7 protein-coding genes and 1 CRISPR repeat array (1 of these 8 running past the window's edge) are annotated in these 14,882 nt (G+C 64.1%); of the genes, 3 read left to right on the forward strand and 4 right to left on the reverse strand.

Features of this window, described 5'->3' with window-relative positions:
• A CRISPR array of direct repeats spans positions 1-22; the repeat unit is 28 nt; it begins 493 nt to the left of the window's first position.
• 465 nt (positions 23-487) lie between these two features.
• Positions 488-1,084: a hypothetical protein gene (locus NQK81_RS39215; RefSeq protein WP_257485487.1), complete on the reverse strand. Its 597-nt coding sequence runs from the start codon at positions 1,082-1,084 to the stop codon at positions 488-490.
• A gap of 229 nt (positions 1,085-1,313) precedes the next feature.
• On the opposite strand from NQK81_RS39215, the gene NQK81_RS39220 reads away from it, so the two are divergent.
• On the forward strand, positions 1,314-2,201 hold the full coding sequence (locus NQK81_RS39220; RefSeq protein ID WP_257485488.1) for a DUF1963 domain-containing protein: 888 nt from the start codon (positions 1,314-1,316) through the stop codon (positions 2,199-2,201).
• Between the two features lie 116 nt (positions 2,202-2,317).
• Here the strand turns inward: NQK81_RS39220 and NQK81_RS39225 are convergent, their stop codons facing one another.
• The 3 genes from NQK81_RS39225 to NQK81_RS39235 form a co-directional block, all read right to left on the reverse strand.
• Positions 2,318-5,086, reverse strand: coding sequence for an amidase domain-containing protein (locus NQK81_RS39225; protein WP_257485489.1), 2,769 nt, complete (start codon positions 5,084-5,086; stop codon positions 2,318-2,320).
• A gap of 560 nt (positions 5,087-5,646) precedes the next feature.
• Positions 5,647-7,302, reverse strand: a complete 1,656-nt coding sequence (locus NQK81_RS39230) for a DUF2079 domain-containing protein (protein ID WP_257485490.1) — start codon at positions 7,300-7,302, stop codon at positions 5,647-5,649.
• A gap of 711 nt (positions 7,303-8,013) precedes the next feature.
• Positions 8,014-8,223, reverse strand: coding sequence for a hypothetical protein (locus NQK81_RS39235; protein WP_257485491.1), 210 nt, complete (start codon positions 8,221-8,223; stop codon positions 8,014-8,016).
• A gap of 130 nt (positions 8,224-8,353) precedes the next feature.
• Here NQK81_RS39235 and NQK81_RS39240 point away from each other — a divergent pair, with 130 nt between their 5' ends.
• Both NQK81_RS39240 and NQK81_RS39245 read left to right on the forward strand, forming a co-directional pair.
• Positions 8,354-13,732 (forward strand): PA14 domain-containing protein, encoded by a 5,379-nt coding sequence (locus tag NQK81_RS39240; RefSeq protein WP_503827237.1) that lies wholly within the window; start codon positions 8,354-8,356, stop codon positions 13,730-13,732.
• A complete protein-coding gene (locus NQK81_RS39245) occupies positions 13,732-14,523 on the forward strand; it encodes a hypothetical protein (RefSeq protein ID WP_257485493.1) in 792 nt (263 codons plus the stop codon). The genes NQK81_RS39240 and NQK81_RS39245 overlap by 1 nt, the downstream gene beginning before the upstream one ends.
• The last annotated feature ends 359 nt before the right edge of the window (positions 14,524-14,882 follow it).

Here is a 14,882-nt window from a genome sequence, read left to right on the forward strand (position 1 = left end):
ACCCCGCCTGCGCGGGGACGACACTAATTGACCTGGGTGTTTGAAGATCATACCGGCGAATTTTGGTCAGTCTGGGCAGCTTCGTACCTGATCGGAATCCTCGATCAGGTGGTCCAGCTTGCGTGGGCTGGTGCTTCGTCAGGAACTAGGGGCGATTTAAGGGCGAAATTACACGTCGAGCGAGGTCGACCGAGATCGACTCAGGGCATGAGCGATCGCAAACGTCCCAGCTGGATCGACTGAGGTCGACTCGAAAAGACTCGTACCAGTTAACCGTCGTCTCTCTGCGCATGGAGCAGCTCCTGAGGTTCAGCGGTGAGCGCGACGGCTTCTTGTCCTCGCGAGTGCGGTGAAGTTGGCGAAGTCTGCGACCCCGGATCTACGTCGGGGAACTATGAGTACCCGAAGCGAGGGCAGGACTCTCGCCGATCTCCGCGGTGACGAAGAAGCCCGGGGGGCGGTGACGGGGCTGGAAGTCGCGTGAGCGTTATTTGTACAAGGTCTGGACGTTCGTGAAGGTGATGTCGTCTGTGGTGGTGTTGTCGGGGTTGAACCGGAAGACGACGTTGTCCGCGCCCCCGGCGCGCATCGTGAAGGTCGACGTCATAGTCACCGATCCGCCTGCGGCGAGCTGCTCCGGTAGGTCGGTGGAGTCACCCTGTCGAACGGCTGAGTTCGTCGCCTTGGCGTGGTTGCGGCCGTAGAACAACTCCGCACGGACATTTCCCTTCGCCGTCGGGAAGACGAAGGTCGCGTTGCCGGTATTCGTGATCTCGGTAGCTATTATTACCAGGACACTCGCGGTTGGGCCGGAGTCGTAGCCGTTCGAATCCACGGTCTCGGACTTCGCGGAGATGATCCGGACATTCAAGCCGTTGGACAAGGTGGCGGCTTCGGCTGCCGGCGTCTCCGGCACGGAGGCGTTGTCGACGCAAAAATCCGCGTGAGCACTGGCGAAATTCGGGTCAGCGCACTTCGCGGGGTCGAGGCCGGCTGCGTCCGGCGCGGCGGAGCCGTCGCACGCGGCCAGTACGAGGGCGCCGGCCACTGCGAACAGGCCGACCGAGAGTCTTGGGTTGGGCACAGCGGCCCACTGTACGTCAGCTTGCTTCCTTCACAGAGCCGGCGAGCGGCGCTGCTCACCCCGACGCGCCGGACCGAGTTGCCAGGCCAAGTCCTCGTTGACCGGCTCAGTTCGGCGTCGCGGCGCGCTTGAGACCGCTCAGCGCTTTCCGCGACTACCGAGGCTGATTCCGTGGTGGCAGCATGCCGGTGGCCGTGATCGCCGGTGCCGCCGTTGTATCGTCGGCGGTATGAACGGGTTCGTCGACGAGACGCGACGTCAGCAAGTGATCGACGAGTTGCGGCCGCTTCTTCGGCAGGTTTCTCTTCCCTCCGCTGATTTGCGGCTGGATGGCGGCCGGCCTGAGTCGGCTGTGGCGTCTTATCTGGCTGGTCATCCTTACCTGCCTGAGGGCGTGTCGTGGCCGCGGTACAACGACGTGCCGATGTTCTGCGTCGTTCAGGTCAACTTTGCCGATGTCGGTCCGCTGCCCGGCTTTCCATCGACAGGGTTGTTCCAGTGGTTCGTCGGCGCAGACAGCCCGAGTTTCGGCCTCACACACGGGGAAACGAAAGGGACGGAAGGGTTCGAGGTTCGCTGGTATCCGGACACCACTGCACGCCCGGTGGCGTCCCCGTCGTCGCCGACACCGTGGCACATGGTCAGCCAGAATCCCGGTGTGCACGCACCCTTTGGTCCTGTCGAGGCGCGCGGCGTGAGCTTCACAGTCGGCCTGGCGCTTCCGCAACTGGCCGAGTTCGACGTTGACGAGGAAGGGGATCTCGCGACGCTGGTTCGCGAACTGGCCCTGCTGGACGGGGAACGCAGTGATCATGCACTAGATCTTTTGTACAACGGATGGAACTTCCATGTCCTCGGCGGTCATGGCCCATTCGGTGACGACTTCGTCCACGGTAGTTCGCTGGGTGGGAGCGCCGGCTTCACTCAGGAAGACCCACGCGGGCGGCGCGCCTATCCCTCGAGTAGCGAGCCTGCTGGTCAGGTCTTGATCACGATCGACGAGGACGTGTACGACACTGGATGGGGGGATCGCGGCATCGCGCACCTGTTCGGCGACCCCGCAGCGGTAGCCCGGGGGGACCTGTCGTCCGTGCGCTACTACTGGGACGCCACGTGACCGCACCGCCGAGGCCACCGCGAACGGCAATTTCTGACCCGGTGGTGCGGCACGCACCGTGACAGGCCCCGCGGCCTTATCCGCAGGGCCTGCCAGGCTCAAACTTGACGCGTCACTCAGTCCGGGCACCGGCCGAGCATCGTACGCAGCGCATCCTTTTCCTCGATCTGCACGCTCAGTCCCCACCGGAACTTGGTGTGGATCCAGTGCTTGGCGTATCCGCAGTGCGCGCCTGCACGTGGCGGCACCCAGGCCACCGGGTCTTTGTCACGCTTGGAGTTGTTGATCGTGCCGGTCACCGCTCTCAGTTGCGGCCCGGCGAGATCGTTGGCGAAGTCACTGCGTCTCTCACGGGTCCAGGCGTTGGCGCCGGAGCGCCACGCCTCGGCCAACGGGACGACATGATCGATCTCGACATCGTCCGGAGAGGTGTGGCTAAGGCCGTCGTACTCGCTGAACCAGATACCGGATGCCGGCTGGCAGCCAGTGCCGAGCCGGACTGCTCTGCCGTCGCGCCGGAGCACGGTCTGCCGGGTGTTGCAGCCGTTGACAACGTTCCAATGGGGGAACTGGCTTCGGTCGTATCCCTCCATCGATCCCTCTGGGCCGAGGGCAAGGCTGTCCAGTTCCAACCGCGCTTGGGTTGTGGGTACTCCAGGCTGAGAAACTCCGCTGTCACGGTGCGCGTGATCGCTCACGCTCACCGTTCGCCAGGCCGAGAACGCCATGCCCGGGCGATGCACGTTCGCGACATCCGAATCCGCCCAGTTCAGGTTGTGACTCTGATACAGCGACCACAGAGGCGCGTTGTACACGTCTGGCGAGTGATAGCTCACCAGCGGCCCACTGGAATCGAAACCAGTAACGATCATCGACCGGTTTTCTTTGGTCTTGGAGTCCGGCAAAGCGAATTGCACCACGTCGCCGAGGCCGACGTCACTCAGATACTTGATCTTCGTCACGCGGCCTGACTTTCTCGCGAACGAACTCCAGGTCTCAGCGTTGACCCACGACCAGGTGGTGGCGCCGACGCCATTGCCGTTTACGGCATTTCCTCTGTAGTACCAGTAGTTGCTGCTTTGGTGATCGCCGAGCTCTCCGTCTCCGGGCTCGTACCACTGCCAGCCCCCGGCTGCCAAAGCCTGGCTCACGAAGTTCGGGCTGTCACCCCCGACGGCAGGGCCTCGGTGATTCCAGTTCCAATAGTTGCCGTTGTAGTTCCGGGCGTGTGTCCGGGCGTAGGCCGCCGTCGCGTTGGGATCGAACCCGGGTGCCGGGCCGATCTTCGCAGGCATGCCGGTGCCACCTTCGAACAGGGTTTCGCCAAATGCTTTGGCGACAAGGTGATACCGGGCGGGGTCGAACCGCAGTGACCTCACGGCCTCGACATGATAGAAGTAGCCACCTTTCTTTCGTGTGTGTTTCGCCTGCGGATTCATCGTCGCGCCGACAGCGGGATAGTTCCTTGATGGTTTGGAACACGTGGCGTCGCCTTCGAAAACTCCAGCCGAGACGCCCTTGTAGCGAACCTTCTCGGCGAAGGTTCGGAGCTTGGAATGAGGCTGGCAACTTCCGTTACTGAGCACGACCTCCGGGTATCCTTCTCGCGCCTCGAAACCATGGACCTGGGCCACATGAGTCGGACTCCACGTTCCCCGTGTGATGGCTGGGTGTCCGGTGGTGAAGTTGGTGTGCACCTTGTGGAACAGACTTTCGTAGCTGCGTGCCATATCCGATATCCGACTCTTCGGATACTTTACCGGGTCGCGCACCTCGGTGCTGTTGTAGCGATGTGTGCCGGCCATCGCGAACATCTTCCCGTCAAGGTCGATGAAAGTCTTGATGCCGAATTTGACGGACAGCTCGTCGTGAATCGGATGAGGAGCTTCGACTGCCGTGTTCGCTGGCGCAGTCGTTGCGTCATAGCGCAGTACGTACAGGCCCCAGCCACGATTGAACGGGTTTAATTCATAGAGCAGAAGATGGTTTCGGCCAGTGGTCGTGTCTGTGATGAACTCGAGTTCGTAGTCGTACTCTTCCAGGCCGCGGTCCGCCTCAAGTCTGCCCTCAGGGGTTCCGCTGTTCGCCGCCTTCATCAAGGTGATGATGTTCGCGATTTCGCCAGGGCTCTTGGCGTCCCACTGGTAGTCGTTGGTATTCTCGGTTGCAGGGATTCTGGCCTGATAAGCCAGGATAACCATCTCCAGGTCCCTGGAGATGGGCTTATTGTCATCGGCTTCGCCTTCCTGACAACTGCCGTCCTCGGCGACGTGATACCTGCTGGGCGATGACAAGCGACCAGCGGTCTCGTGTTTCCAGCCGGCGAGCGTCGCCCAGGTCCCGGCGCAGTCCACGATGCCGTTGCTTACATATAAGGTGGTGCCAGATACGATTTCCCGGACTGCGCAGTCTTTCACCGTGTCGGTAAAAGGGTACATTATCGCGCAGACTTCGATACTCTGCCCCTGGCACCTCAGAACTTGATCTTCTGTTAGCCGAACTCGTCCAAATATTCGATTGAGCGCCACAACTGAATAGATCGGGGGCTCCACGCTGAAATCTGTGGTGGTACAACTCGCGGCCGCCTTGCTTTGCGTGTCTTGTTTCGGTCCGGTCGAATGCTTGCCGCTGAGCAATGCCTCGCGGTCCCGTACTGCTGATTTATTGGTATCCGGAGTGCTTGGCGGAGCTTTAATGTCCGGTGTGGCCTCGGGCCCCTCGATGTCCGCGTCGTCCTCCGGCGAGTCCATCTCTGTGCCGTCCGCCGAGCTTTCCGTGGCCGTGTCATCGACTGGCGCCCCCACGTCCGAATCGGGAGGCGTGGCTTCCGTGGTCGTTCCGTCTGTCGGGATACTCCAGGCGGGAGGCGATACCGGAATTGTCATGAGAAATAGAACCATCAAACCAACGATTCCGCATGCTGCGGCGCGTGGTAATCGGCGATGAAGATTCATGTGATCATTTACCCAGCTGGTCTTAAGGTCGACAACCGCCGAACGGTCCAGTAAGTACCGTGGCAAATGGAATCACCACATCGAACATGCGTACGACGTATGGCCGTATGTGAAGGCGCGGCCAATTGCGCTGGCGCCAGGCCGTCATCGCGCCGGCGGCCACGGCGTCAGGCCATGACGACAGAGTGCTGGTGGTCGTGGACCGAGTCGAGGGGACTACGTGCTGGACAGAGGCCTACTGCTCACCGCGCACTCCGTCAAGGGAGTTACTTGAGGTGGTGGCGGAGCTCGAGGAGATAGCCAGGTGCGCTGCTCCGTTTGCTACGGATATCCCGGCCCGCAGGGATCACGGTGGCTGCTCGAGGCCGCAAGAAAGACCAGCCCGGTAGCGGGGCGCGCTACCACCTGACGGGACGCATGATGCCATTGGTGTGATCGTTCCCAGGAGCGATTTCACTCTGCGGGGCATTCGAGTCGTCGGGCTTCAAGGGCTAACTCGCGGATGCCTGGATTCTGTACAGCTTGCCCTCTTTGACGGCGATCACCCCGCCGATCGCGGCTCCGGGCGGTGCGACCGCCTGCCAGGCCATGCCTTCCGGCGCGGGTTCCTTCGTCTTGGCGGCCGAACTCGGTAGGCCGATGAGGCCGCCGCCGATGACGACGTCGTTATGGTCGACGACGAGGACGCAGTCGGCCCGCGTGCCGCCGACGGTGGCCCAGCCGCTGAGGAGCGTGTCCCCGGTAAAGGGAGTGCCGGTTTCGCCGCGGGTGTTCCCGGGTTCGGCGCTGCGGGGGAGCGGGGCCGGTGTCGAGATGTGGCTGCCGAGTTCGGGGCCGCCGCAGCCGAGGGTGAATGTGTCGTTGAACGGGTAGGCGCCGAGTGAGCCGGCGGCGGGGGCGGCGGCGCGCTGGATGCGCAGCGCGTCGAGGACGGTGGGCGCGTCGACGCGCAGGGCGACGGCTGCGAGGTTCAGGGGACCATAGTCGTTTCGGACCCGGTCGGCTTTGGCGCCACCGATGGCGTGGGTGAGGAGCGCGGCGGTAACGGTGGCGATGAGCAGGTGCCGGAGTGGCCATTGTGGACGGTTGATGGCCACCAGGGCCAGCAGGGCACTGGTGGCGAGTGCGCCGATGACGGCGTACCGGCTGATCAGTCCGACGTTGCCGCCGGGTAGTTGGTCGGTCGTGCGGCCCATCGCGAGCATGCCGGCGAGCAGGATGGCGTAGGTGGCGAGCGCGATCCAACCGGAAGCTCGGGGGGTCACTTCGCGGGCGAGGTAAGCGAGCGCGGCGACCGTGATCCCGCCGGCGATCACCGCGACGACGGCGATGTCGGCCGACCACAGCGCGCCGAGTGCGGCTGCCAGGACGGAAAGCCTGCCGTCGGGGTCGAACGCCGAGGTGGCCAGGGATTGCTGGCCGGATGGCTTGGTCAGGAACCATGTCACGACAACGACAATCCCGATTATGCCAGGGAGCGCGATGCGCAGGCGGGGGTCTTTGCGCAGCCAGGCGATCAACGCGAGGACGAACCAGATCGGCAATGCCGCACCGAAACTGAGGCAACCCAGCACCGCGGCGATCCCCGCTACCCACGTGAGGCCCCGGTGCGCGCACGCGATCGCGAGTACGCAGAAAAAGACGGCGGGGATCCAGCTGATCCCGTTGGTGCCCTGCAGCCACAGTTCCGCCGCGTGTGAGCTGAACAGCAACCATGAGAAGCCCGCCAGAACGACGGATCTCGTTGTGGTGGAAAGGGAGCCGGGGAGCATCGAGTACAGCGCCGTCACGGTCCCGGCTACCAGCAGCACAGTGAGCACGGTCAGGATCCGGTTGTCCCCACCGAACCATGCCGCGTCTGCCCAGAACAGCAGCGAAGGGAGTACGAAGGGCTGCTCGAGGTGATAGGTGAAGACCTGGCCGATTAGCAGATCGCCGTTGTCGTCGGTGATTTTCGCGAATACATGCCAATAGTCAAGCAATACGTGCATTTTCGGCGCTCGTGCGGCAGTGACCAAGGCGAGCCCGAACGGGACAATCGTGAAGAGCCACAACGCGATCTGCCCGGAGCGTCGCCACGGGCGGCGGTGCGGGTGACGCGGAAGCTCGTTCGTCGAAACGGGACGAGCTGGGGCGTACTGGTTCACGGATCTCCTGCCCGAGGTGAGGTGAGCACTCCTTCCGGAGACTGAGCGGTTTGCCCGATTCGGCTCCGGCTGTGCTGTGGTCAGTGTCTTTACGGGATCCGTCGGCGCTTGGCAAGAGTGAGGTTCACCTCAGGTGGCTATGTAACGACTGTGTGTGGTCGCGACGATCAAACGGCTCGGCTGGTCTAAACCGGCTACCGCGCCAGCGGCGTCCACACGTCGCGACGGGGATCGGGGTGGCGGGAAGACCGCCATGGGGGAGGGGTTGCTTGTGTTCAGACCGCGTCGTGCCTTGGAAAGATCCTCGTGGGCCAGGAGTTTGACGCTGGCGCTGATCGTGACCTTGGTCGCCAGCAGTGCACAGGCGGTGTCGACACCGCCGCGAGCAGAAGCGGCTCCTATGCCGATTGATCCTCGTGAGGTGGCGGTTCTGAGCTCGCCGGCTGCGTCTGCGGTGCAGCCGGCGGCTCCATCCACAGCGGATTTCGCAGCCAGGTCGCGGCTTGACGGCGGTGCGGGCAGTCATTTCGATCCGCAGCGGTCGAAGCCGGTGTCGCGGTCGACGTTCGTCACCGAGTACGAAAACCCCGATGGCACCCGGTCGGTGCGGCAGTCGAACGAGCCGCTGAACGTGCAGGACGCGGCCGGGAACTGGCAGCCGGTCCAGACCAGTCTGTCGACCGACCCTGCGACGAAGCGCGCCGATGTGGATCAGCATCCGTTGAGCCCGTCGCTGGCGACGAAGGCCGACGACACCGCGGTATTGCAGGTGGAGTCCGGTGGGCATACCGCGAGCCTCGCGATGGACAAGGCCGCGGGTTCGACCGCCGCGGTGAAGGGTGATTCCGTCACGTATGCGGAGGTCGCGGCCGGGACGGATCTGGAGTACGAGGTCACGCCGGGCGCGGTGAAGGAGACCATCAAGCTCAAGCGACTGCCCGCTGATGGCCGTTCGTCGTGGAAGTTCAAGCTCAACACCGGTGGCCTGACCCCGAAACTGGAGAACGGCACCGTCGTCCTCGCCGATCAGGCCGGGGCGGCGAAGATCGTGATGCCGCCGATCGAGACCTGGGACTCCGCGGGCAACGGCGAGACCGCGCCCGCGATGACCGGCGGCACCTACTCGCTCGAGCAGGCCGGTGCGGACTGGTGGCTGACCGTCGCCGTCGACGCGAACTGGCTGCGTGACCCGAAGCGGGTCTACCCCGTCTACGTCGACCCGACCTTCACCTACGGGGTGAAAGAGTCCCATTCGTACCGTTCCGACGGTACGAACTGTGACGCGTGTGGTTTGCGGATCGGTAACAGCCAGGCCAAGGGCGACACCTACAACCGCAGCGTCTTCAACGTGGACTACACGCCGCTGTTCGGCAAGACCGTCGTCGGCGCCCGCATGGACCTGACCCGTAACACCAGCGTCGTCGGATCGGTCAAGACCTGGAATGCGAACCTTCACCACGCGTCCGCGTTCAATTTCAACGGTGTCGGCGGCTACATGACCAGCGCCCTGGTCGGAGACGTCGGCAGCTTCGTCGGCGAAGGCCTGACCGGGTTCATACGCGACCGGGTCAACGCTCGCGACGGCAGCGTGTTCTTCATGTTGATCGGCGCCGAGAACCCGGGAACCTGGACTTACAAGAACCTCAACGCCACCCTGACCGTCGACACCGGATCCCCGGCACCGGCCACGAGTCTGGTGGCACCGGCCGACGGCACCGTGTCGACCTCGCTCACCCCGACCCTGTCGGTCAAGCCGGTGATCGACCCGGACGGAGACGCGGTCAAGTACTGCTTCCGCATCGCGACCGGCGCCGACGCCAAATCCGGCGTCGTGGTCGAATCCGGCTGCCTGACCACTCCCACGTGGACAGTCCCCACCGGAATCCTGCAGGACGGTGTCGCCTACACCTGGCAGGCGATGACCTCCAGCGGCGGGACCACGATCACCCCGACGTGGGTCGGGCATCTCAAGGTCGATCAGCGCATCGGTGACCACGGCCCGTCCCCGGTCGACACCGCAGGCCCGTTCTCGGTCAACCTCGCCAACGGCAACCTCAGCACGTCCCAGGAATCGCCGACGTTCACGACTGTCGCAGGTACCGCCGGTGTCACCTTCGCGTACAACTCGCAGCAGACCGACAGCCGCGGACTCAAGGCGTCCTACTTTGCGGACCTGTCCCACAACGGTTTGATCAGCGACGCCCAGCAACCGACACTCGTCCGCACAGAACCTCAGGTCAACGTCGACTGGCGCACGGACTCTCCATTCGCGCCCGCATTGGCCGCGGACTGGTTCGTCACGCGGTGGGAAGGCTTCTTCGAAGCACCCAAGGCCGGCACCTACCAGTTCGCCGGTGTACACGATGACGGCGCGGTCGTCTGGATCAACAACGCCAAGGTCTATGACGTCGGTGTCCCCAGTGACGTCAACTGGACCCAGTCCACCAATGTCACGCTCACGGCCGGTCAACGCGTGCCGATCAAGGTCGAGAACGCCGAGGCCACCGGTGCCGCCCGGATGACTCTGTTCGTCCGCACGACCGACAGCACAACGGTCCCTCCGCAGATCGTTCCCGCCGAGTGGCTGTACACCAATGACCTGCCGGCACTGCCTAGAGGGTGGTCGCTCTCGGCCGATCTTTCCGGCGCCGGAGCCACCTATACCGAAGCCAAGGTCACTGACCAGAACATCGTCCTGACGGACGCCACCGGTGCGAAGCACACCTGGACTAAGAAGAGCACCGGCGGCTACACCGCGCCCGAGAACGAGGACGGGATCCTGGCCCTGGACACCGCCGGGAGGGTCACTCTGACCGAGGCCGGCACGGTGTTCGTCTTCAGTCCTACTGGCAAGCTCGAGAGCCAGTCGACGGTTCTCGACGGTCGTAAACCGGCGATCCTGCAGTACGTCTACGACGGAACCCCGTCTCGATTGCGGGAGATCAAGGACCCCGTGTCTCAGCGTTCCCAGATCCTGCACTACGCGCGGGCGGGGAACGACTGCTACGGCGGCGTCACGCCTCCTGCGGGAGCTGATGCGACGGCGCCGGCGCAGATGCTGTGTCGTGTGAGCTACTGGGACGGCACCGAGACCCGGCTGTGGTACTCCCAGGGCCGCTTGGCCCGCATCGAGGACCCCGGTTCGGAGAACAACGATTACGTCTACAACGCCGATGGTTTGATGGCGGGACACCGTTCGCCGCTGGTCGTCGACTGGCTCGCCGCCAACCCCGGCACCCAGCCTGCGGACGACCGCAGCGAGATCACCTACGAGCAGGTCGCCGGCAAACCGAGGGTCACCAAGATCGTCAGCCCTGCCCCAATGCCGAACCAGGTCCGACCGGAACATGGCTACCTGTACGACCCAGCCGCCAAGACGACCAAGGTGACCCTCGCCGGGGTCACCCCGGCCGATGGGTTCTTCAGCAAGGTCACCTATGACGACGCCGACCGGATGCTGTCCAGCACGGACGCCACCGGCAAGGTCAGCAGCCAGACTTGGAACTCCCGTGACCTGCAGCTGACGAGTACTGACCCTGCAGGCCGGATGTCGACCACGGTCTACGACCATGCTGACAGGGCGACAGACAAATACGGACCGGCGCCGGCATCGTGCTTCGCTGGCCAGACACCGACCGCCGCGTGCGCGAGCACGGTACCCAATACTCACACCGGATACGACGAGAATCTGCGCGGGCTGGGCGGCGCGTTCTACGACAACTTGTCGCTGACTGGTGCGCCCAAGGCGTACGCCACGGGAATCGGGGACGCGACGGGCGCTCTCAAGAGCTCCTGGGAGTACGGCACCGCGGTGACTCCTGGCCTGACGTCGGATGTCTTCTCGCTCCGCCTCACCGGCGAGATCGCGTTCCCTGCGACCGGTGACTATCGGCTGCGGGCCTACGTCGATGACGGCATCCGGATGTGGATCGACGACCAGCTGGTCATGGACTACTGGCAGATCAGTAACCCCGCGTGGCGCGAAGCGACAGTCCGCAGCGACTCGCCCGGCCAGGTCAAGAAAATCCGGATCGACTACTACGACAACGGCGGTTACGCCAAGCTCGACCTGAACTGGACCACCCCCACGGGTGTGCAGGAACTCGTGCCGGGCAGCCAGCTGCGTCCGCGCTACGGACTCACCACCTCGACCACGAGCAGCGAATCCCACGGCGTCCCGGACAAGGTCACCACCACTCAATACGGCCAGAACGGTCTTGACCCCGTTTTCGGCCTGGCGACAAGCACTACCTCCGGAACTGGGGCGACCCAGCTCACCGAGGGCACCAGCTACGAAACACCCGGAACGGGCTACCTCCGGCAAACCGCCAAGACCATGCCGTCCGGTGCCGTCGCCTCTACGACCACCAACTACGGCGACACCGAGACACGAACCAATCCCTGCGTCCCCGGCAGCCCCGCGGTGAACCAGGGCGGCATGCCGAAATCCTTGACCTCCGCAGCACCTGCCACTGGCACTCTGCGTGTCATCGAGGACGTCTACGACGCCTCAGGGCGTGTCGTGGCCAAATCGGTCGCCGGCGACTGGATCTGCACGACCTACGACGCCCGGGACCGCGTCATCGCAGTGACATCCCCGCCGAACTCCGCAGCCGCCGCTCGCACAGTCACCACGACCTACGCCGCAGGAGGTGACCCGCTCACGACCACGGTCGCGGACAACCTCGGCACCATCACCACCAAGACCGACCGGCTCGGCCGGGTCATCTCCTACACCGACGTCCACGGAACCCGCACCACCACCACCTACGACCTGGCGGGCAGAGTCGGCCAGCGGACGGTGACCCCGCCGAACCCCGCAGACGCACCGCAGACCACGGCCTACACCTACGACGACGCAGGACGCCTCCTCACCGTCAAACTGGGCGCCGTCACCCTGGCCACAGCGACCTACGACAACGCCGGGGAAGCGGCGACCGTGGCCTACGCCAACGGCGCGAGCCTGACGGGGATCGGAGCGGACCAGGCAGGGAAGACCAGCTCCCTGACCTGGAAAACCAGCGATAGCCGCACCATCACGTCCGACGTGACCCGGACACGGGCGGGAACCATCGTCGACGAATCACAGCGCGGCGCCGACGCTCGGCCCGATGGCCCGAACTACAGCTACGACAACGCCGGCCGGCTCGTGGAAGCCTATGTTCCCGGCCACCACTACACCTACGATTTCACCTCACCCTCCGCGGCCTGCCCGACGGGCACGCAAGCCAACGCCGGCGTCAACACCAACCGTGTCCGCCTGCTCGACCAGACCGCCGCGGGCACGGCTGAAACCGGGTATTGCTACGACGCAGCGGACCGGCTCCTCGCCACAACCGGGGCCAACGCCACCACCGGGATCAAATACGACTCCCACGGCAACACTGTCGAGTTCACCACTGGGGGGTCCACCACGTACCTCGGCTGGGACAGCACCGAACGCCACCTCACGGCCCGCACTGTCGGTCCTGATGCCGCTGATGTCGCCTACGTGCGGGACGCCACCGACCGCGTCACGCAGCGTGCCGCGTCCCAGGGCGACATCGTGACCAACGTGCTCCTGTCCTACACCGCCGAGGGCGACAGCGCCGACCTGGCACTCAGCCCAGACAAACGGCTCCTGACACAGAGCATCAGCTTGCCGGGCGGCGTGCTGTACACCGTCCGTCACAGCGCAGAGCACCCGACAGCGACCTGGGACCTTCCCGACGTCCGCGGAAACATCATCGCGACTTGCGACGATACCGGCAAACAGGTCGGCGATTCGCGTGCCTACTCCCCGTTCGGGGAGCCGCTCGACACCACGGGCAGCGTCAACGCCGACGCCGTCCCGGACAACCAGCCTGGGCAGATGGACTATGGCTGGCTCGGACGCCATCAGCGCGCCTACGAACACGCCGGTGCACTGTCCATCGTCCAGATGGGCGCACGACCCTATAGCCCGCTGCTTGGCAGGTTCCTCTCCGTCGACCCGGTCGACGGTGGATCCGCCAACGACTATGACTACGTCTACGCCGACCCCATCAACGAAACCGACCTGACCGGCCAGTGCGTGCCGCGGGGACCACGATCCATGATCCGCTGCTTCGGCGGCATCGGCCGGGGCTTCATGAACGACATGAAACGAGCCGGCCACTGGATCAACTCGACGGTCGTACCCTGGGTAAAGCGCACCGCCTGGCCATGGGTCAAACGCACCAGCAAAAGCCTCCTGCTCCGGTGGGGCGTCGGCATGGCCCGCGGCCTCCAGTACGTCGGCAACGGCTACCACGCGACCCGGGCAAGGGCCAGCCTCTTCTATCGCGTATTTTCCTGGAGATGCCTTCAGAGAGCCAACGCATTCGCCAACGCGTGGGGTATCGTAGGGGTCAAATGGCTTAAATACGTCGGCTACGGTGTGGGCTGTTTGTATGGAATGAGGTTCGGGTAATGACCGACACGTTCGGCTCGAGCGCATTGAGCGACGAGGCGGAGGCGATATTCGCCGAGCTGCGCCGCGAACCGGTCGACGCCGAATATGTGCGTAGCCTCGTCATCGGTACCAGTGTCACACTCGACGAAAGTCTCGCCGCGGTCATCCAGGCCGCGGCGAGACACCACGAGGCGGCTGCTCTGGCAAGCAGAATCCTCGTCGAGCGCGACCCAAACCGAAGTCCGGAGTTCCTTCCTGATTTCATCCGTCCAGTCACCCTGGCCAGGAGCAAAGGGGCAAAAGTCCTCGCGCGCTTCACTGAATTCTTTTTGGGCGAGCCGCCGCCCACCGCCTTCCAATTCGGGTATTCGCGCCTGCGGAGCGTGGATGCGCTCGGTGACTACACGCGTATGGCGAAACACCGCTTCGCGTCACTTCGACTTGGTGCGATGCTCGGCCTCGCCGATACCGCCGATCTGGCTGCCCTGGACCCACTCGCACGCGGACTCGGCGACCGCTCACCTCGCGTACGTGCAGCGGCAGCCAACGCGGTGCGCCGCCTTCGTCACGCAGGCCCTACGGAAGACATACTCGCTCATCCAGTACGTCAGAAGTTGGTACACGCGTTAGCCGATCGGCGATCCGAAGTCCGTGTCGCGGCAGCTCGCGCTCTCGGTGCACTCGGTGACCACGACTTGCTTCGAGAACACAGCCAGGCCCTGCGCGGTGAGCAGGCTGAGCTTGAGCAAATTCTCAACAACCAGATCCCGCCACTCGATAGGATCTGGCCCCTCGATAACACAACCTGACCTCCACCCGACGCTTTCAAAGATCACTGCGATCGAACCATTGGACATTTAATCCAAGGGAATCTGCAAGAAAGCGAACCGATTGCCCGGCCGCTCCCATTTCCGCGTTCACAACGTCGGCTGGCTGGCATCGGCGGCACCCTGGTCTCCTGGACCTGTGCCGCTGGTCGTGCGATGTAGCAAAGAAATGCGGGCAAACAGCCCAGCTGCATGAGCCGAGGCTGGCAATGGGACGGAAGCTCGTTTGCATCGATACGGACAGCCCCGCTTGAGCGGGGACGGCTAGCGGAAGAAGGCACGCAACCTCGAACACGCCGGACCATCCCGACTGCGAGGAAAACAACGCTGATCTATGCGTT

The organism is Amycolatopsis roodepoortensis (assembly GCF_024628825.1).
Lineage (GTDB): Bacteria > Actinomycetota > Actinomycetes > Mycobacteriales > Pseudonocardiaceae > Amycolatopsis > Amycolatopsis roodepoortensis.